The sequence below is a fragment of the Streptomyces sp. NPDC039465 genome (genome assembly GCF_055639315.1).
In genome coordinates this window covers 841,180-860,821 of record NZ_JBVKAP010000001.1, presented here as the reverse complement: position 1 = coordinate 860,821, position 19,642 = coordinate 841,180, and the positions used below count along the sequence as shown (strand labels likewise).

The window sequence follows — 19,642 nt, the reverse complement described above, 5'->3', positions numbered from 1 at the left end:
GGGCGGGTGCGGCCACCCCACGGCGGGTGGCCGCTCATCTGCGCGACGCTACCGCACCATCCGGTCGACCAGGTTCTCGGTCGCCTTCCGGATGTGCTCGTTGTGCAGCTCCGGGTCCTCCAGGTCCTCGACGTCGTTCAAAGCCAGTGCCCAGTGAAACGTTCCTGCAACGAAGACCATCGCCCCGTTCGGGTACTCCGTCACCGCCGTGTGCTGGACCGTCCGCTTCTTCAGCGGGCGCGAGTCGTGGTACGGCGACTCGGCGAGCAGGGTGCGGCGGGCGCCCGGCGGGTTCGGGGCCTCCGGGTCGACGCTGTCCGCCTCGACGCCGACCATCTTCGGCAGCTTGTCGCCGTCGCGCAGGCCGGTGCCGGCCCACAGCCAGTGCTTGGTCTCCCGGACGATCATCGGCGTCGGGGTCTGCACGATGCCGTTGAACTGGATGCCGAGCAGGGCCTGCTCGGCATGGCGCTGGTCGTCGGCGTTGATCTCACGCCAGCGGGAGGTACGGCCGGCCTTGTCCGGGTTCGGGTCGGGCGAGGACTTGTAGCAGGCCATGAGCCGGTTCGCCCGGCCGTCCGCGGACTTCTCCATCCGGACGTGGAAGTAGACGTTGTTCGAGGCGAGGAAGGCCAGGTGGCGGCCGGCGGAGACGGCCTTCTTGGCGGAGTCCATCATGCCCTTGGACCAGTACTCGTCGTGGCCGGGGAAGTAGATGGCCTTGTACTTGGAGGTGTCGACGGTGCCCTCGTGCAGGTCCAGGCTGCTGGCGTACGTCACATCGCGCCCGGCGCGCTCGGCCCAGCGTATGAAGCCGGTGTCGAGCTGGAGCCAGTTGGGGACGCCCGAGCCCGCGTAGGGGCGGTCGAAGGAGACCTTGAAGGCACGCAGCTCGGGGCCGCCGATCTCGCCCTTCTTGGTGTAGCCGCGGTAGAGGTTCTTGCCGTTGCGCTTGTCCTTCGGCCACATGTTGTAGGCCTGGTACGTGGTGAAGGGCAGGACGACCAGGAGGTCGGAGGCCCGGTCCGGCTCGCGTACGACGAAGGGGGTGCAGCTGCGGAAGGCCCCGTCGGCGGTGGTGAAGACGGCCTGGTAGAGCCCGGAGATCCAGTCGGAGGGGATCCGCAGGGACCAGGAGACGGGCCAGTCGCAGACCAGGGCGCCGGTGGTCGGGTCGGGCCTGGGCAGCGGCCGCTTCTTGCCCTGGAGCGGGCGGCTGGTGGTACGCAGCCGGGCGCCCTTGCCGCCGTAGTCGCCGACCCGGAAGACGGATATGCGGTAGCGCTGCGCGGAGCCGACCGAGACATGGAAGTCGATCGTCTCGCCATGGCCGACCGAGGTGGCCGAGGCGTACCCCTGGATCTGGCAGGCGCGGTCGCCGGCCGCCTTGGGGTGGCCCTCACCGCCGATGCGCCACGCGTCGGAGCCGGCCAGCTTGTTCTCGTCCGGGATCAGGCTGGGAGTGACGGCCACCGGCTCGACCGGCACCGGCTTCGCGATGGCCTCCGGCAGCTTGTCGCCCCCCGGCAGCAGCTCGTCCTTGAAGGCGTAGCCGGCGACACCGGCCGTTCCCGCACCGAGCAGCCCGAGCACAGCGCGCCGTGACCGCTTCGACATGTCCTACCTCCCGTGAAGATTCCCGGGAGATATGAGGGGAAGTGGCGACCGTGGGTTTACTCGCGAGATGAACTTTCTTCAGGACATTCTCACGCCGGGTTCGCGCCAAGGAGTGGACGCGGAGATTCCGCTGCGGTAGAGGGGCGGACATGACGACGGGGGGCCGGCGCCAGGCGCCGACCCCCCGTCGGGGCAGGTGAATTGACGAGGCGTCACGCCTCTGTCAGCACGCCGTCCTTCTCCTCGTACAGCCGACCCGACTTCGGGCACTCCCACGTGCCCGACTCGCCGCCGCGCTCCACCAGGCGGACGCCCTCGTGGCCGACCCAGCCGATCTGGCGAGCCGGGACGCCGACGACCAGGGCGAAGTCCGGGACGTCCTTGGTGACGACCGCGCCGGCCGCGACCATCGCCCAGCGGCCGATGGTGATCGGGGCCACGCACACCGAGCGGGCGCCGATCGAGGCGCCGTCGGCGATCTTGACGCCCACGGCCTCCCAGTCGCCGCCGCGCTTCTGCTTGAACTCCGGGTCGACCGAGCGCGGGTTGTGGTCGTTGGTGAGGACGACCGCCGGGCCGATGAAGACACCGTTGCCGAGCTCGGCCGGCTCGTAGACCAGCGCGTAGTTCTGCAGCTTGCAGTTGTCGCCCATCCGGACACCCGTACCGACGTAGGCGCCGCGGCCGATGACACAGCCCTCGCCGAGGCGGGCGTCCTCACGGATCTGGGCGAGCTCCCAGACGCTGCTGCCCGCGCCGATCTCGGCACTCTCCGCGACCTGGGCGGTGGGCTGGACCCTGTAATTCACTGTGCTGCCTTTCCGAGGGCGTCGTTGGCACGTCGGGCGTGTTCGCCGCACGAGCATACGTCGCGGCCAAGCCCCGGATTCACCGGCCGGACTCCAGCAGCAGCCGGTCGAAATGGCCCTTCACATGGGCCCAGTCCCAGGCGAGCATCGCGTGCTCGGACGCCTCGTGCCCGTACTTCTCCCAGCCCTCCTCGGTGGCCGTGGCCCGCAGCACCCGCTCGGCCGCCTCGGCCGGGCTGTCCACCACCCAGGGCGCCGGGAACAGCGCCCGCGCCCCGTGCGGACGCTTCGCGAAGAACGGCCAGTCGCGCACGACCGGCACGGCCCCGCTCGCCGCGCCCTCCACCAGGCCCAGATGCCAGCTTTCGCGCACCGAGCTGCTGAGGATCACCCCCACCTCGGTGAGCGCGCCGGGCACGTCGTCCGTCTGTCCCACCTGGCGTACGGCCCCGGCCGCCTCCAGGCGCAGCAGCTCGCGCTGGTAGGTGCGGTGGTAGCGGGCGGCGGCCGGACCGGCGTCCGGACGCAGCGGACTCCCTATGAGATGGAGGGTGTAGCGCTCGTCCTTCTCCCGCAGCAGGTTCAGGACCTCCAGCGCCCAGCCCGGGTCCTTGGCGACCTGGCTCACCCCCACCATGCCGAGGGTGAAGCGGGCCCCCGGCTGCTTCGGCAGCGCGAAGCGGTCCAGCTGGACGGCGTTGTCGATCACATGCAGCCGGGGCGCCTTCCGCTCCTTCAGGCGGGGGATCGCCGAGACGCAGAAGTCGCGCAGGTGCTCACTGACGAAGACCAGGTCGTCGACGCGGGAGAAGTCGATGATGTGCGGCCAGTGGCTGAACGCCTCGTAACTGTGCAGTCGCACGACGATACGGGCCGGACCGGGGTCGACGAGGGTGAAGAACGCGGCGGCCACCGCGCACCAGTCGATGAAGACGACGTCGGCCCAGTCCAGGTGCGGGCGCAGCGCCTCCTCGATGCGCCGCCCGTACGCGGCCTGGCTGCCCAGGGCCCGCTGGATCATCCGGCCCACGCCCTTGGCCAGCGGGGCGAGCGTCGGGTCGGCGGCGGTGTCGAGGACCCTCAGCTCGACGTCCGCGTGCTCGGCGTAGTGGGCGAGGACGGGACGCAGGAAGTTGTCGTTGCCGTGGTGCGCCACCAGCAGCCGCAGCGGCCGGTCGTCGGGCGGCGCGGCGGCGGCCCGTTTACGGCCGCGCGGGCTGCGCAGGGCGATGGCCGTACGGCTCTCGCGCAGCGGGGCGGTGTAGCGGGCCGGGTTGTCGGCCAGCGGGGAGCTGAGCCCGTCGACGTGCAGGGCGCGGTGGAAGGCGAGCAGCAGCGCCTTGGCGGCGGCGCTCGACGCGGTCGCCCAGCGCCCCGCCTCGTGCTCCTCGTCCGCGAGCTCCAGCTGCGCGGCGTACGCCTTGAAGAGATGACGGGGTACGTGCCCCTTGGCGAGCCGTGCCTCGGCGGCCTCGACCAGCAGCTCGGTGCGCAGTCGGGGATCCTGGATGTTCTGAGCCGCGTATCCGAGTGTCCGCTCCGCGACGAGTGGGCGCTCCGACCGGGACATACGGGATATGGCCCAGCGTGCGATATTCGTCAGACGTTCATCGGAAAACTCAGGTGTCGGCAAGGTTGCAGCTCCACGATCGAGGCAAGGAACACGGACCGTACGGTTAATCGGACCCGAGTGGAACCCCTTCCCGACACTACCGTCGACCGCCCTGGCGCGGGGACGTGGCCTTTATCTTGCGCCGACATCGCAGGGTGCGCGGGGAGGGCTCGCGGGGCCCGGTTTGACCCCCCGCAGGCGGCCCCGTAACCTTGACCGTCGGCGTGTTTCCATACGCGCCAGCTCCTGAGCACCTCCCTCCGGCTTCGGCCTGGAGAGGCCGCTCGCCCCATCCGGAGAGCCGCGGGCCCCTGGCCCGTGCGAGCGGCTGGCATCAGGAGCTCCCGTTCGAGCGAGAGAGAGATCCGCGTGTACGCCATCGTGCGCAGCGGTGGTCGCCAGCACAAGGTTGCTGTCGGCGACATCGTTGAGGTTGACAAGATTTCCACTGCCAAGGTTGGCGACACGGTCGAGCTCTCGACCCTGCTCGTTGTCGACGGCGACTCCGTGACCAGCGACCCGTGGGTCCTGGCGGGCATCAAGGTCCAGGCCGAGGTCGTGGACCACCACAAGGGCGCCAAGATCGACATCCTGCGCTACAAGAACAAGACCGGCTACCGCCGTCGCCAGGGTCACCGTCAGCAGTACACGGCGATCAAGGTCACCGGCATCCCCACGGCTGCGAAGTAAGGGACTGAGGAGAGATGGCACACAAGAAGGGCGCATCGTCCACTCGGAACGGTCGCGACTCCAACGCTCAGCGGCTCGGCGTGAAGCGCTTCGGCGGTCAGGTCGTCAACGCCGGTGAGATCCTGGTCCGCCAGCGTGGCACCCACTTCCACCCCGGTGCGGGCGTCGGCCGTGGCGGCGACGACACGCTGTTCGCGCTGAACGCCGGTGCCGTGCAGTTCGGCACCTTCCGCGGCCGCAAGGTCGTGAACATCGTTCCGGTCGCCTGATCGGTTCTTTTGCGGAGGCGGACCTCACTTCCCGTAACGGGAAGCGGGTCCGCCTTTCGCGTGTTACTAGATAGACATTCAGTACTTAAGTAAATGGAGGCACACCCATGACCACCTTCGTGGACCGCGTCGAGCTGCATGTCGCCGCGGGTAACGGAGGCCACGGCTGCGCCTCCGTTCACCGGGAGAAGTTCAAGCCGCTGGGCGGCCCCGACGGCGGCAACGGCGGCCGTGGCGGCGACGTCATCCTGGTCGTCGACCAGTCCGTGACCACGCTTCTCGAGTACCACCACTCCCCGCACCGCAAGGCGACCAACGGCAAGCCCGGCGAGGGTGGCAACCGCTCCGGCAAGGACGGCCAGGACCTGGTCCTGCCCGTACCGGACGGCACCGTCGTCCTCGACAAGAACGGCGAGGTCCTCGCGGACCTGGTCGGCGAGGGCACCCGCTACGTCGCCGCCGAGGGCGGCCGCGGCGGCCTCGGCAACGCCGCGCTGGCCTCCGCCCGCCGCAAGGCCCCCGGCTTCGCGCTGCTCGGCGAGCCCGGCCGTACCGGCGACATCGTCCTGGAGCTCAAGACCGTCGCCGACGTGGCCCTGGTCGGCTACCCCAGCGCCGGAAAGTCCTCGCTGATCTCCGTCCTGTCGGCCGCCAAGCCGAAGATCGCGGACTACCCCTTCACCACGCTCGTCCCGAACCTGGGCGTGGTCACCGCCGGCTCCACCGTCTACACCATCGCGGACGTCCCCGGACTCATCCCGGGCGCCAGCCAGGGCCGTGGCCTCGGTCTGGAGTTCCTGCGCCACGTCGAGCGCTGCTCGGTCCTGGTGCACGTCCTGGACACGGCCACCCTGGAGTCCGACCGCGACCCGGTCTCCGACCTCGATGTCATCGAGGAGGAGCTGAAGCAGTACGGAGGCCTGGACGACCGGCCCCGGATCGTCGTCCTCAACAAGATCGACATCCCGGACGGTCTCGACCTCGCCGAGATGATCCGCCCGGAGCTCGAAGAGCGCGGCTACCAGGTCTTCGAGGTCTCCGCCGTGGCCCGTACGGGCCTCAAGGAGCTCTCCTTCGCCCTGGCCGAGATCGTCTCCCAGGCCCGCGCGGCCAAGCCGAAGGAAGAGGCCACCCGGATCGTCATCCGCCCCAAGGCGGTCGACGACGCGGGCTTCACCGTCACCCTGGAGGAGGACGGCCTCTACCGTGTGCGCGGCGAGAAGCCGGAGCGCTGGGTGCGCCAGACCGACTTCAACAACGACGAGGCCGTGGGCTACCTCGCCGACCGCCTCAACCGCCTCGGTGTCGAGGAGCAGCTGATGAAGGCCGGTGCCCGCGCGGGCGACGGCGTCGCCATCGGCCCCGAGGAGGACGCGGTCGTCTTCGACTGGGAGCCGACCATGATGGCCGGTGCCGAGATGCTGGGCCGCCGTGGCGAAGACCACCGCCTGGAGGCCCCGCGGCCCGCGGCGCAGCGCCGCAGGGACCGGGACGCCGAGCGCGACGAGGCGCAGCGCGCCTTCGACGACTTCGACCCGTTCTAAGCCCTACCGCTGCCGGCGGGGCCCTGCTCGCAGGAGCCCGCCGGCGGCACCCCGAGCGCGGCGCCGGACCGGTTCGTCCCGGTCCGGCGCCGCGCCGGTTTCCGACCTTTTCCGACCCGTTTCCCCGAACGGCCGGTGGCGGAGAGGTGGCGCCAGGTGGGCGCCGATGCGTACAGCGGGGGAAAATGCCCTGGGGAGCTGTGCAACCTCCCGCCCCGGACGCCCGTCTTGTTACCGGGGGTGAGGCGCAGCGCCCATCCCATGAACGGAGCGTTGATGAAGATCTCCTTCCTCATCCACACGATTTACGGCATCGGCGGCACGATCCGCACGACGCTGAATCTCGCGGAGGAGCTCGCCGACCACCACGAGGTGGAGATCGTCTCGGTCTTCCAGCACCGCGACATCCCGCTCTTCACGATCGACCCGCGCATCACCGTCGTACCGCTGCTCGACACCCGCCCCCTCGCCCCGACCTGCGAGAAGGAGCACCCGGACCATCTGACGCCGGCGGAGTTCTTCCCCCGCAACGAGGCCCGCTTCAAGGAGTACAGCAAGCTCACCGACGAGCGGGTACGCGCCCACTACGCCTCCTCCGACGCCGATGTGGTCATCGGCACCCGGCCCGGTCTTGTCGCCTACGTCGCCCAGTTCTCGCCCAAGGGCGCCGTGCTCATCGGCCAGGAGCACATGACGCACAACCACCACAAGCCGGTGCTGCGCGAGGAGATGCGGCCCCACCTCGCCGCCCTCGACGCCTTCGTGACCGTCTCCGAAGGTGACGCGGCAGTGTGGCGGGAGCACATGGACCTGCCCGGTACCCGGATCCTGTCGATCCCCAACAGCGTTCCCGAGCCCACGGTCACCCCCTCCGACCTGTCGGGCACCACCATCGTCGCGGCCGGCCGCCTCGACCGCGGCAAGCAGTACGACGTACTGATCCGGGCCTTCAAGAAGGTCGTCGCCGCCCGTCCCGAGTGGACCCTGCGGATCTGCGGCTGGGGCCCGGACAAGGAACGGCTGGCCGCCACCATCCAGAAGCACGGCCTCAACAACAGCGTCCACCTCATGGGCCCGCGCTCCCCGATCGAGCCGGAGTGGGTCAAGGGTGCCATCGCCGCCTCCACCTCCCGCCACGAGTCCTTCGGCATGACCCTGGTCGAGGCGATGCGCTGCGGTCTGCCGGTGGTCAGCACCGACTGCGACTACGGGCCCCGGGAGATCATCAAGGACGGCGAGGACGGCCTGCTCGTCCCCGTCGGGGACGCCGACGCCGTCGCCGAAGCGCTCCTCAGGCTGATCGACGACAAGGACCTGCGCCACCGCATGGGCGCCGCGGCGATCGCCAACTCCCGCCGCTACGACCCCAGTTCGGTCACCAAGCAGTACGCCGACCTGTTCGCCGAGCTCGGCGCGGGCGCCACCCAGCGGGCCACCCCCGCCGCCCCGGTCGCCGAAGCCCCCTTCGACCCGGCGACGGCCCCCTTCATGCCGATGGCCGACTGTGTCGCGCACCAGGACGGCTCCCTCACCGTCACGATGGTCGCCCCCGAGGCGGCGGTGGCGAAGTACGAGGGCCTGCGCCTGGTCTGCACCCCGTTCGAGGGAGACGCCCAGGAACGGGTGTACCCCTTCCGCGCGGACGGTACGGCCACGGTCCCGGCCGGCGAGGACTTCGCCGAAGGCAACTGGATGTGCCACGCCGACCACCCCGCCTCCGGCCGCCGCGTCGGCATCCTGGCCCGCGCGGTCGACCAGCGCGGCTCGCTCCGCGTCGCCGACCGGATCGACCCGGCGGCGGGCTTCCGCCACCTCGTACCCTTCCGCCGCGCCCCCAAGCACCACCTCGTCCTGCGCTCCTGGGTCCGCGACGTCCACGCCGAGGCGGGGAACGTCGACGTCAGCCTCCGTGAGCGCCAGCTGACCGTGCACGGCCGGCTCATCGGCCCGGCCACCCTGGGGGAGCGCCCCGAGCTGCTGCTGCGCCGCCGCGGCGAGCGCGACGCCCAGGAGCTGGTCCTGCCCGGCGCCCGCCGGGGCGAGCGCGGCTTCGAGGCCACCATTCCCGCCGCCGCCGTGGTCGCCGAGCGGCGCACCGAGAAGGACGCCTGGGACCTCTGGCTGCGCCCCGCGCCCGGCCAGGACCCGGTCCGCGTCGGCCGCCTCCTCGACGACGTCGTCCTCAAGGGCGGAGTCTTCGTCTACCCCGAGCCGCTGCTCCAGCAGCCGCGCCCGCTGCTGCTGGTCCGCCGGGTCCTGCGCAAGCTGCTGCGCAGGCCGCAGCTCCTGGTCCGGGTCAAGCTCGCCTACGACCCGGACAACGGACTCGTCCTCCATGTCCTCGACAAGTAGGCGTCCGATGGGCCGGCCGGCGGAGCGGGGCAGTCGCACCGGGGCCGGCCCCTGGCCCGCGGCTGTGGAGTCGGTCACTCCGGCGCCCCGCCGCGGCCCCGCAAACCTCCCTGGCCACAGGGTGAACTGTCCGTGTCGGGACGGTGTGGAGCAGCCGATGCCCGCCTTGCGAGACGGTCACGGAGAGTGCGAACATCACATCGTTCCCCAGCCATACCAAGGTAGGTCGTTCCGTGTCTGTGCCGTATGAAGGCAAGTCCCGCACCACCGCAGTCGTGCTCGCCGGGGGTACCGGCCAGCGCGTGGGGCTCGCGATCCCCAAGCAGCTGCTGAAGATCGCGGGCAAGGCCGTCATCGAGCACACCCTCTCGATCTTCCAGCAGGCCGACTCCGTCGACGACGTGATCGTGCTGATGGCGCCGGGGTACGTGTCCGACGTCGAGAAGATCGTCGCCAAGGCGGGGCTCACCAAGGTCACCCGCATCATCGAGGGCGGCGCCACCCGCAACGAAACCACCGAGCGCGCCATCGCGGCCCTCGGTGAAGGCCTCGCGGAGGGTGAGGACCGCAACGTCCTCTTCCATGACGCGGTGCGTCCGCTCCTGTCACAGCGCGTGATCAAGGACTGTGTCGACGCCCTCGACCGCTACCAGGCCGTCGACGTCGCCATCCCCTCCGCGGACACCATCATCGTCACCCGCACCCACGGCGAGGACGGCGAGTTCATCACCGACGTCCCGGACCGCTCCCGGCTGCGCCGCGGCCAGACCCCGCAGGCCTTCAAGCTCTCCACGATCCGCAGGGCGTACGAGATCGCGGCCGGCGACCCCAACTTCCAGGCCACCGACGACTGCAGCGTCGTGCTCAAGTACTTGCCCGACGTGCCGATCCACGTCGTCGCGGGCGACGAGTACAACATGAAGGTGACCCAGCCGGTCGACGTCTTCATCGCCGACAAGCTCTTCCAGCTCGCCTCCACCGCCGCCCCGCGCCAGGCCGACGAGGCCGGCTACCGCGAACTGCTCTCCGGCAAGACCCTGGTCGTCTTCGGCGGGTCGTACGGCATCGGCTCCGACATCGCCGAGCTCGCCGAGACGTACGGCGCCAAGGTCTACGCCCTGGGCCGCTCCACCACCGGCACCCACGTGGAGAACCCGGAGCACGTCGACGACGCCCTCTCCAAGGCGTACGCCGAGAGCGGCCGGATCGACTACGTCATCAACACCGCCGGCGTGCTGCGCATCGGCAAGCTCGCCGAGACCGACAACGCGACCATCCAGGAAGCGCTGAACGTCAATTACCTGGCGCCCGTGCAGATCGCCCGCGCCTCGTACAAATACCTGGCCGAAACCAAGGGCCAGCTCCTGCTGTACACCTCCTCCAGCTACACTCGCGGCCGCGCGGAGTACAGCCTTTACTCGTCCACCAAGGCGGCGATGGTGAATCTCACCCAGGCCCTCGCCGACGAATGGGCAAGTGACGGAATCCGTGTGAATTGCGTCAACCCGGAACGCACCGCGACCCCGATGCGTACGAAGGCATTCGGTCAGGAGCCCTCGGGCTCGCTGCTGTCCTCCGAGGCCGTGGCCCGGACCTCGCTGGACGTGCTGCTCTCCGAAATGACCGGACACGTCATCGACGTACGGCAGCAGGACCCGACCCGCGAGGCGTCCGAGGCGTCCGGATTTGAGCAGGCTCTGGCCTCCGTCCTGGATCGTCAGGAAGATGTGTAATACTCGCTAGATGTGCTTTATCGGGCCTCTGCATCGCCAATACGCGAATGCAGAGGCCCGAGTTCGTGAAGCTCGCTCTTCACGTCCCGTACCGCAATGTGAATAAACCGGCACCCCCCTCTGGAGCAGGTTCTTCGTGATTTCGACCGCCATCCGCCTGGCACGCGTGGGCAGCGGGTCCGAGCTGGCCGCAGCAGTCCTGATGGGACTGGGCTACCCATGCGTCATGCTCGCCGCGCTCATCCCGAACCTCTGGTTCTTCGCGGTGGCCGGTGCCGTGACGTACGTCGCCGACTGGTACCTGCACCAGAAGGACAGTTACCTGATCAACCGGCTCGGCAAGGTCCGCGCCGGCCTCCCGATCCGGTTCCTCGTACGGCAGTTGCTGCTGATCCTGCTCCTCGCGCGGGAGAACCTCGCCGAACAGCCCCTGTTCTACGCGGCGGTGGCCGGATTCCTCGGCTTCTACGCCCTCCAGGCCCCGCAGGGCGCCCTCGCCACCCTCATCCGGATGCGCCGCACCCTGCCGGTCGTCACCCGCAACGTCGACCTGCACGGCGTACGCATCCCGGACGCCCCGCCGAAGGCGCTGCTGAACCGGTCCGCCGAGAAGATGCTCCACCTCGACATCCCGGCCATGGCCGGAGTGATCTACGCGGCGGGTACCGGCAAGGACCTGGTCGCCTACGTGGGCGTCGGCGTCACCGTCGGCCTCGGCCTCCTCTACACCCTCCTGCTCATCCCGTACCTGCGCCGCAGCGCCGTGCCGTCGACGCCCGCCGTGATGAAGACCGTCCACAAGTGGCTGCGGGAGTACCGGCCCACCGTCGTCCTGTACTTCTCCGGCTCCGACGAGTCCGCGTACCAGGTCAACATGTGGCTGGAGACGATGGAGCAGATCGACGGGCGCCCGCTGATCGTCATGCGCGAGCGGACCCTCGTCCCCAAGCTCGCCGCCACCCGCGTCCCGATCATCTGCGTGCCCGGCGGCACCCACCTGATGCAGCTCGACCTCTCCACGGTCCGCGTCGCGCTCTACGCCGCCAACGTCGGCAAGAACATCCATATCCTGCGCGTGCCCACCATGAAGCACGCCTTCATCGGCCACGGCGACAGCGACAAGCTCGCCAGCGTCAACCCCTTCTCCAAGGTGTACGACGAGGTGTGGACCGCCGGCCGGGCCGGCCGCGACCGCTACGCCCTCGCCGACGTCGGCGTCCGCGACGAGGACATCGTCGAGGTCGGCCGCCCCCAGCTGGCCCCGATCAAGCGCTGGACCGGCACACCCAAGAACCCCATCCCCACCATCCTCTACGCCCCCACCTGGGAAGGCTGGGACGACAACCCCGGCAACACCTCCCTCCTGCTGGCCGGCGAGAACATCGTGCGCCGCCTCCTCGACGCCGAGCAGCCCGTCCGGCTCGTCTACAAGCCGCACCCCTTCACCGGACTGGTCAACCGCAAGGCCAAGGCGGTCGACGCCCGCATCCGCAAGATGATCGAGACGGCCGCCGCCCAGCGCGCCACCGAGCCGCGCTGGATCAAGGAGGCCGCCGCCGCACAGGCCGGCCAGGCCGCCGCCCGCGCCGAACTGGCCCGGATCGAGGCCCGGCTCGCCCAGCTGGAGACCAGCCAGGTCCGCAAGGACGGCGACGAGGCCGAGGAGTCCCGCGTCTCCCTCGCCGACCCCGAGCGGCTCGCCGAGACCAAGCGGCTGCGCGCCGAGTGGAACGACGCCTACTGGCGCTCCTTCGGCTGGTGGGAACACACCTCCGTGACCGGCGTCCAGCCCCGCCTGTACGACTGCTTCAACGAGGCCGACGCCATGGTCTCGGACATCTCCAGCGTGGTCTCCGACTTCATCGCGAGCGGCAAGCCGTACGCCGTCACCGACTCCGCCGAGATCGGCGCCGAGGAGTTCAAGCGGCAGAACACGGCCGTACGGGCAGCGGTCGTCCTCACCAACACCGCCGAGGACATCGGCCAGTTGCTGGAGGCCGTCGCCGACCCGGCCGCGGACAAGCTGGCCGAGGACCGGCGCGCGCTCAAGGAGTACCTCCTCGGCCCCGACGAGCCGTCCTCCCAGGAGCGGTTCAACGCGGCCGTCCAGGCCCTCGCCGCCCAGGCCGAGGCCCGCAACGCCGGCGTAGAACAGCGCCTGGCAGGGCAGAGCATCGGCGAACTCGACGAGGAGCCGGAGACCACCTGATGGGCGACAGCAGAGCCGACGGGCAGACGCCCGATGTGACCGTCGTCATCGGCGCGTACAACGCGATGCCGTATCTGATCCGCTGCCTGGAGTCCGTCGAGGCCCAGACCATCGGCGCCGACCGGCTCGAGATCGTCGCCGTCGACGACGGCTCCACCGACGGCACCGGCGACCACCTCGAAGCGTTCGCCGCCCGGACCAAGATCCCCACCCGCGTCGTCCACCAGGCCAACTCCGGTGCGCCCGGCGGCCCCCGCAACACCGGCATCGGCCTGGCCCGCGGCCGGTTCGTCTTCTTCCTCGACGCCGACGACTTCCTCGGCGACGAGGCGCTGGAGCGCCTCGTCGCGATGGCCGACCGCAACGGCACCGATGTGGCGCTCGGCCGCGTCGAGGGCGTCAACCGCGGTGGCGGCGGATCGGTCTACCGCACATCGCTGGAACGCACCGACGTCTTCTCGTCCAACATCAAGTTCACCCTCAGCGCCCAGAAGCTCTTCCGCCGCGAGCTGCTCGTCCGCCACGGCCTGCGCTTCGACACCTCCATGCGCTTCGGCGAGGACGCGCCGTTCACCATGGAGGCCTACTTACGGGCCGACGGCGTCTCCGTACTCGCCGACTACACCTGCTACTACCTGGTCGGCCGGGAGGACGGGAACCACGTCCGCAAGGGCACCACCATCCCCGCCCGGATCGAGTCCGGCCACATCCTGGCCGACCTGATCGCCGCGCACGTCCCCGCCGGCGACCGGCGCGACCTGCTGATGATCCGCCCCTTCGCGAGCACCCTGCTGCCCCTGCTCGGCCCGATCATGCTCGGCCAGTCGCCCGAGGAGCGGCAGCGCACCCTCGACCTCGCCGCCCCCATGCTGGCCGCGTACTGGACCGAAGGCATCGGCCGCCGCCTCAAGGTCGACGAACGGCTGCGGCTCACCGCGGCCGCCCTCGGCCGACTCGACGTGATCATGGACGTGCTGACCTTCCAGAAGGCCGGCATCCCGCCCGAGGTGACCGTACGGGACGGCCGCCGCCATCTCGCCTACCCGCACTTCGGGGCGGGCCTGGCCGGCTTCCCCGACGAGATGTACGCCATGCGCATCACCGAACAGGTCGGCGACCAGCGGCTCACCCCCACCCTGCCGACGGCCGCCCGCCCCAAGCCGTCGTTCGCCCGCCGCGTCGCCCGCAAGCTGAAGCGGACCTTGCGCGGCTGACGACCCCAGACACGGAAAAGGGCCCGTACGCCAGGTGCGTACGGGCCCTTCCGCATGCCGTCAGCCCAGCGGACGCGTCTCCTGCGCCGGTGCCGCCTGCGCGGGGCGGGGCGCCGGGACCGGGGAGCGGCGGTGCGCCGCACGGGCCGCCAGCGCGGACACCGCCGCGGCGAACCGCACCGGCGACGGCGGGTCCGCCGGCCCGAGCAGCTGCTCCTTCAACGCCGCCCGCACCCCGCGCAGCGCGTCCTTCGACGGATCACGCACCGACTCCAGCAGTGCCGGCACCCCGCGCCCGTCCGGCGCCAGCACCGTCGCCGCCCGCACGGTCGGGAACACCGCCCGGAACTCCTCCTCCGACAGCCCGCCCGTGTTGGCCACCGCGTACGGCTTCCCGCTCGCCAGGAAGTCGCTCACCACCGACGACACATCGCTGATCAGCAGATCGGCCTGGTTGAAGCATGAGTACAGACTCGGCTGCGTACCCGTCACCACTCGATGCTCACCCGGCGCCAGCGACGCCCAGTACGCCTCCTCCCAGCGCGCCGTCGCCCGCGCCACCTCCGCCGCCCGGCCCGGCGCCGGAGCGCCCTGCCGCAGCATCCGCTCCACGCCGTCCGCCCGCGCCGGGAACGCCGAGTCGGCCGTCAGCGCCAGCTCCCGCCCGCACGGCTCGGGACCCGCTCCGCCCCCGACCCGCGCCTCGGCCGCCTCCCGCACCAGCTGCTTGATCCGGGCGTTCGCGGCCGCCGCGCGCGGATCCACCGATCCCGTCATCGGATGCGGCTTGTACAGCAGCCGGACTCCCGGATCGGCGAGCAGCGCCCGCACGAGGTTCTCCCCGGCCAGGATCACCGACGTGTTCCCTGGATCCTCCGTCCAGCCCTCCCAGGTCGGCGCGTACAGCACGGTCAGGAACGGACCGGTCGGCGGGCCCGCGTACGGCCGTACGGGAGCAAGCTGCGGCCGACCGATCTCCACCACGTCCCGGTTGTCGACCCCGACCTCCGCCAGCGCGTACCGCTCACGCGCCGCGGGCCCCGCCACCCACACCTCGTCGTACGCCTTGGCGTACGGATTGCAGCTGGACAGCTTGTCGCTCTCGCCGTGGTTCACGAAGGCGTGCTTGATGCTGGGGATCCGCAGCACCTGCGAGGTCTTCCCGGAGTTCGCGGGGTGGATGAGCACGTTGAGCGTGGAGTGCTCAAGCCGCATCAGATGGGCCACCTTCGGCACACAGATGATCGGCACGTCCGTGGCACCGATCCTCTGCAGCATGAAGCGCTCCCGCAACACGATCACCGGACGCCCCCCGAGTCCGGCGAGCGGTTCCAGCCACATGTTCGCCTGGTACGCCGAGCTGGTCCCGCCCGAGAAGTACATTCCGACCGTCGGCCGGTACTCCGCCAGCCACCGGTCGAACCACGCGAGCACCTCCGCCTCGCCCGCCGGCCGGCGCCCGGGCAGCAGCCAGACCAGCAGCACCGCGAAACAGCCCCCGGCCAGCAGCACCGACAGCACCACACCGGCCCCCGCCCACACCCCGTCCCCGGTCAGCCCGGCCGCCACCAGACCGCCCGTCGCGGGCAGCCCGCAGGTCAGCAGCCGGATGCCCGGATGGCGGGTCAGCAGCGCGGGCGGGGCCTTCGAAAGCCGCAGCTCCGAGGCGTCGATGTTCCTGGTCAGCACCGGCAGGGTGCGCGTCCTGCGCACCTTGGCCGCCGCGCCCTGGCAGGCGAAGTGCAGCGCGTAGCAGAGCAACAGGCCGTAGCACAGCGGGAGATACAGCAGCCCCGGACCGTACCGCTCCAGATTCATCAGCCCGGCCACCAGCAGCAGATCCCGCAGCAGATGCCGCACCGGCACGTCGAACCGCGCCTTGGACAGGACCCGGCTCAGACCCCGGTGACGCCGGTACAGCAGCAGCTCCAGGGCCAGACCGGCCGCGGTGAACACGGCGAGCAGCAGCGCGTCCGGGCGTACGGCACCGGCGACCTGCCCCGCGAAGGCGGCCCCCAGCGCCGCCAGGGGCCCAAGCCGCCGCGCGGTGGCGCCGAGTCGTCGGAGAATATGCCGGACAGCGGGTCGGACTCTTGGCACGGGAGCTCCACGGGACGGGCGGGACCGGACAAGGTGCCAAACGAGCCATCATGGCCGACTCACCGGTGAAGAGGAGAAGTTCACCTGAATCGACCCGCGGCGTCGGGTCAGGTTTACGCATCCTTCGTCCGGCGGCTGTCCAGCAGCTGCTCAGCCGCTGTCCAGCGGCTGAAATGAAGGAGCGGCGCCCGCCGCGCCTGACATAGATTCGTCGATGTGACAGTGGCAAGGCAGTTCGTGACGGAAGCGCGCAGGATCGTCGTCAAGGTCGGGTCGTCCTCCCTGACCACAGCGTCCGGAGGGCTCGACGCCGATCGCGTCGACGCCCTCGTCGACGTACTCGCGAAGGTCCGCAGCGGCGGCGAGAAGGAGATCGTCCTCGTCTCCTCGGGCGCCATCGCCGCCGGCCTCGCACCGCTCGGGCTCGCCCGCCGCCCCAAGGACCTGGCCCGCCAGCAGGCCGCCGCCAGCGTCGGACAGGGCCTCCTCGTCGCCCGCTACACCGCCTCCTTCGCCCGCTACGGCGTCCGTGTCGGCCAGGTTCTGCTCACCACCGACGACACCAGCCGCCGCGCCCACTACCGCAACGCGTACCGCACCCTGGACCAGCTCCTCGCCATGGGCGCCGTGCCCGTGGTCAACGAGAACGACACCGTCGCCACCGACGAGATCCGCTTCGGCGACAACGACCGGCTCGCCGCCCTCGTCGCCCACCTCGTCCGCGCCGACCTGCTGGTCCTCCTCTCCGACGTCGACGGCCTCTACGACGGCGACCCGTCCAAGCCCGGCACCTCCCGGATCGCCGAGGTCACCGGCCCCCAGGACATCGCCCATGTCGAGATCGGCTCGGCCGGCAAGGCGGGCGTCGGCACCGGCGGCATGGTCACCAAGGTCGAGGCCGCCCGGATCGCCGCCGCCGCCGGCGTCCCCGTGGTGCTGACCTCCGCCAGCCGCGCCGCCGACGCGCTGGCCGGCCGCGACACCGGCACGTACTTCCGCCGCACCGGCCGCCGCTCCGCCGACCGGCTCCTGTGGCTCGCCCACGCCTCCACCCCGCAGGGCGCGCTGACCTTGGACGACGGCGCCGTACGGGCCGTGGTGGAGGGGAAGAAGTCGCTGCTCCCGGCCGGTATCGCGGCGGTCGAGGGCGACTTCGTCGCGGGCGATCCGGTCGAGCTCAAGGACACCGAGGGCCGGGCCGTCGCCCGAGGCCTGGTCAACTTCGACGCCAAGGAGATCCCCAAGCTCCTCGGCCGCTCCACCCGTGAGCTCGCCAAGGAACTCGGTCCGGCATATGAGAGGGAGGTCGTACACAGGGACGACCTCGTCGTCGTGCAGTCCTGAACGCGTTCCTGAAACGGCTGAAACTCCGGCCATCCGGCAGACACCTTCTGGAAAACCGCCCCATCCCCGGCGCCGGGCTGGTCAACTTTGTCTCGGGGGTAAGGCGGGGTTCAGCCAGCACCACAACGCATCACACAGGAGGCCGCCGGTGAGACGAGCGCGCCCGGGGGCTCTGCCCCGAGGGACGGCCGAACGCGCCCTGACCAGTGTCGAGGCAGGGGCCGACTTCGACGAAGCCGACGAGGACCGGGAGGCGCGGCGGGAGACGTCCGCGGACACCCACCGCGCCGCGGACGGCCGTGGCGAGGAGCGGCAGCTGTCGAAGCTCTGGCACATCACCCTCAGCGCGTCGGGCCCCGAGGCCCCGCTGAAGGACGTCAGACGCGGCCTCGAGCAGCTCGCCCACGACCATCCCTTCCTACTGACCAGCCGGTACGCCAACGATCACGCCGAGATCCGCTACTGGGAAGAGGCCCGCGACCTGCACGACGCGGCGGCCGTCGCCCTGCGGCTGTGGGGCGAACACCGGCAGACCGCCAAGCTGCCGCCCTGGGAGATCGTCGGGCTCGAGGTCATCGACCGCGAGACCTACCACCAGCGGATCGCCGAGGGCTACGGCCCGCCGCCGGCCGCCCCGGTGGGCGTGCACCCGTTCTGAGCCGCGTTCCGGGGACGGCGGGGCGCCCGGGCCCGGGCGGCGGCCGGGACGCGGGCCGCCGTCTCGGAGTGCGGGACGACGGAGCAGCGCCTTCCGGGCCGAGCCGCGAACCGCAGTACCCTGCGGACATGACCTCGACCTCGCTTTCGCCCTACGACAACATGACCCCGGTCACCCAGGCCGCCTACCGCGCCCGTGCCGCCGCCGCCGACATCGCGCCACTCCCGCGCGCGGTCAAGGACGACGCGCTGCTGGCGATCGCGGACGCCCTTGAGGTCCGTACGGGCGAAATCGTCGAGGCCAACGCCGAGGACATCGCCCGCGCCCGGGAGGCCGGCACCAGCGAGGCGATCATCGACCGGCTCACGCTCACCCCGGAGCGGGTCCGCGCCATCGCCGCCGACGTCCGTGACGTGGCCGCGCTGCCCGACCCGGTCGGCGAGGTGGTCCGCGGCTCGACCCTCCCCAACGGCATCGACCTGCGCCAGGTCCGGGTGCCCCTCGGCGTCGTCGGCATCATCTACGAGGCCCGCCCGAACGTCACCGTCGACGCCGCCGCCCTCTGCCTCAAGTCCGGCAACGCCGTCCTGCTGCGCGGCTCCTCCTCCGCGTACTCCTCCAACACCGCCCTGGTGAAGGTCCTGCGCGACGCCGTGGGCGGGGCCGGCCTGCCCGCCGACGCGATCCAGCTGGTCCCCGGCGAGTCCCGCGACTCGGTACGGGAGCTGATGCGCGCCCGCGGCCTGGTCGACGTCCTCATCCCGCGCGGCGGCGCCTCCCTCATCCGCACCGTCGTCGAGGAGTCCATCGTCCCGGTCATCGAGACCGGCACCGGCAACTGCCACGTCTACGTCGACGCCCAGGCCGACCTCGACATGGCGGTCGACATCCTGATCAACTCCAAGGCCCAGCGGGTCAGCGTCTGCAACGCCGCCGAGACGCTCCTGGTCCACCAGGACATCGCCGAGGCGTTCCTGCCGCGCGCCCTGGAGGCCCTCGCCGAGGCCGGAGTGACCGTCCACGGCGACGAGCGGGTCCTCGCCCACGCCGAGGGCTCCAAGGCCACCGTCGTGGCGGCCACGCCCGAGGACTGGGAGGCCGAGTACCTCTCCTACGACATCGCCGCCGCCGTCGTCGACTCGCTGGACGAGGCCGTCGGCCACATCCGGCTCTGGTCCTCCGGCCACACCGAGGCGATCGTCACCACCTCGCAGGCCGCCGCCCGCCGCTTCACCCAGTTGGTCGACTCGACGACGGTCGCCGTGAACGCGTCCACCCGCTTCACCGACGGCGGCCAGTTCGGCTTCGGCGCCGAGATCGGCATCTCCACCCAGAAGCTGCACGCCCGCGGCCCCATGGGCCTTCCTGAGCTCACCTCGACGAAGTACATCGTCACCGGAGACGGCCACATCCGATAGGCGTCCGACGGCCGCGAGACTTCCGGTGGCCCGTCCGGGCCACCGGAATGTCGGACACTTCCCTGCCCAAAAC

The 19,642-nt window shown here is 70.9% G+C and carries 14 protein-coding genes; 10 read left to right on the top strand and 4 right to left on the bottom strand.

Going from position 1 to position 19,642, the window contains the following annotated elements:
• Positions 1-48: 48 nt before the first annotated feature.
• The 3 genes from ACZ7LT_RS04005 to ACZ7LT_RS03995 form a co-directional block, all read right to left on the bottom strand.
• Complete coding sequence (locus ACZ7LT_RS04005; protein WP_471233853.1) at positions 49-1,617, bottom strand: N,N-dimethylformamidase beta subunit family domain-containing protein; 1,569 nt, start codon at positions 1,615-1,617, stop codon at positions 49-51.
• Between the two features lie 212 nt (positions 1,618-1,829).
• Positions 1,830-2,426: an acyltransferase gene (locus ACZ7LT_RS04000; RefSeq protein WP_471233849.1), complete on the bottom strand. Its 597-nt coding sequence runs from the start codon at positions 2,424-2,426 to the stop codon at positions 1,830-1,832.
• Between the two features lie 79 nt (positions 2,427-2,505).
• A complete protein-coding gene (locus tag ACZ7LT_RS03995; RefSeq protein ID WP_471233846.1) occupies positions 2,506-3,996 on the bottom strand; it encodes a glycosyltransferase family protein in 1,491 nt (496 codons plus the stop codon).
• A gap of 411 nt (positions 3,997-4,407) precedes the next feature.
• On the opposite strand from ACZ7LT_RS03995, the gene rplU reads away from it, so the two are divergent.
• From rplU to ACZ7LT_RS03960, 7 genes are all read left to right on the top strand, one after another.
• Positions 4,408-4,728, top strand: coding sequence for a 50S ribosomal protein L21 (gene rplU, locus ACZ7LT_RS03990; protein WP_019886245.1), 321 nt, complete (start codon positions 4,408-4,410; stop codon positions 4,726-4,728).
• A gap of 14 nt (positions 4,729-4,742) precedes the next feature.
• Positions 4,743-4,997, top strand: coding sequence for a 50S ribosomal protein L27 (gene rpmA / locus ACZ7LT_RS03985; protein ID WP_019886244.1), 255 nt, complete (start codon positions 4,743-4,745; stop codon positions 4,995-4,997).
• Between the two features lie 107 nt (positions 4,998-5,104).
• Complete coding sequence (obgE, locus tag ACZ7LT_RS03980; protein ID WP_471233836.1) at positions 5,105-6,541, top strand: GTPase ObgE; 1,437 nt, start codon at positions 5,105-5,107, stop codon at positions 6,539-6,541.
• Positions 6,542-6,817: 276 nt separating this feature from the next.
• Entirely contained in the window at positions 6,818-8,893 is a 2,076-nt protein-coding gene (locus ACZ7LT_RS03975; RefSeq protein ID WP_471233833.1) for a glycosyltransferase family 4 protein, read from the top strand.
• A gap of 233 nt (positions 8,894-9,126) precedes the next feature.
• Positions 9,127-10,626 carry a D-ribitol-5-phosphate cytidylyltransferase gene (locus ACZ7LT_RS03970; RefSeq protein WP_471233828.1) on the top strand — a complete coding sequence of 500 codons (1,500 nt, stop codon included), beginning with the start codon at positions 9,127-9,129 and terminating at the stop codon, positions 10,624-10,626.
• A gap of 136 nt (positions 10,627-10,762) precedes the next feature.
• A complete protein-coding gene (locus tag ACZ7LT_RS03965) occupies positions 10,763-12,835 on the top strand; it encodes a hypothetical protein (RefSeq protein WP_471233825.1) in 2,073 nt (690 codons plus the stop codon).
• Positions 12,835-14,049 carry a glycosyltransferase family 2 protein gene (locus tag ACZ7LT_RS03960; RefSeq protein WP_471233821.1) on the top strand — a complete coding sequence of 405 codons (1,215 nt, stop codon included), beginning with the start codon at positions 12,835-12,837 and terminating at the stop codon, positions 14,047-14,049. Before ACZ7LT_RS03965 ends, ACZ7LT_RS03960 begins: the two co-directional genes overlap by 1 nt.
• 60 nt (positions 14,050-14,109) lie before the next feature.
• Here the strand turns inward: ACZ7LT_RS03960 and ACZ7LT_RS03955 are convergent, their stop codons facing one another.
• Positions 14,110-16,119 carry a hypothetical protein gene (locus ACZ7LT_RS03955; RefSeq protein ID WP_471234783.1) on the bottom strand — a complete coding sequence of 670 codons (2,010 nt, stop codon included), beginning with the start codon at positions 16,117-16,119 and terminating at the stop codon, positions 14,110-14,112.
• 246 nt (positions 16,120-16,365) lie between these two features.
• Between ACZ7LT_RS03955 and proB the strand changes: the two genes are divergently transcribed.
• From proB to ACZ7LT_RS03940, 3 genes are all read left to right on the top strand, one after another.
• Positions 16,366-17,493 carry a glutamate 5-kinase gene (proB, locus tag ACZ7LT_RS03950; protein WP_471233819.1) on the top strand — a complete coding sequence of 376 codons (1,128 nt, stop codon included), beginning with the start codon at positions 16,366-16,368 and terminating at the stop codon, positions 17,491-17,493.
• A gap of 148 nt (positions 17,494-17,641) precedes the next feature.
• Entirely contained in the window at positions 17,642-18,151 is a 510-nt protein-coding gene (locus tag ACZ7LT_RS03945; protein WP_471233817.1) for a hypothetical protein, read from the top strand.
• A 128-nt stretch (positions 18,152-18,279) separates the two neighbouring features.
• On the top strand, positions 18,280-19,569 hold the full coding sequence (locus ACZ7LT_RS03940; RefSeq protein ID WP_471233813.1) for a glutamate-5-semialdehyde dehydrogenase: 1,290 nt from the start codon (positions 18,280-18,282) through the stop codon (positions 19,567-19,569).
• The last annotated feature ends 73 nt before the right edge of the window (positions 19,570-19,642 follow it).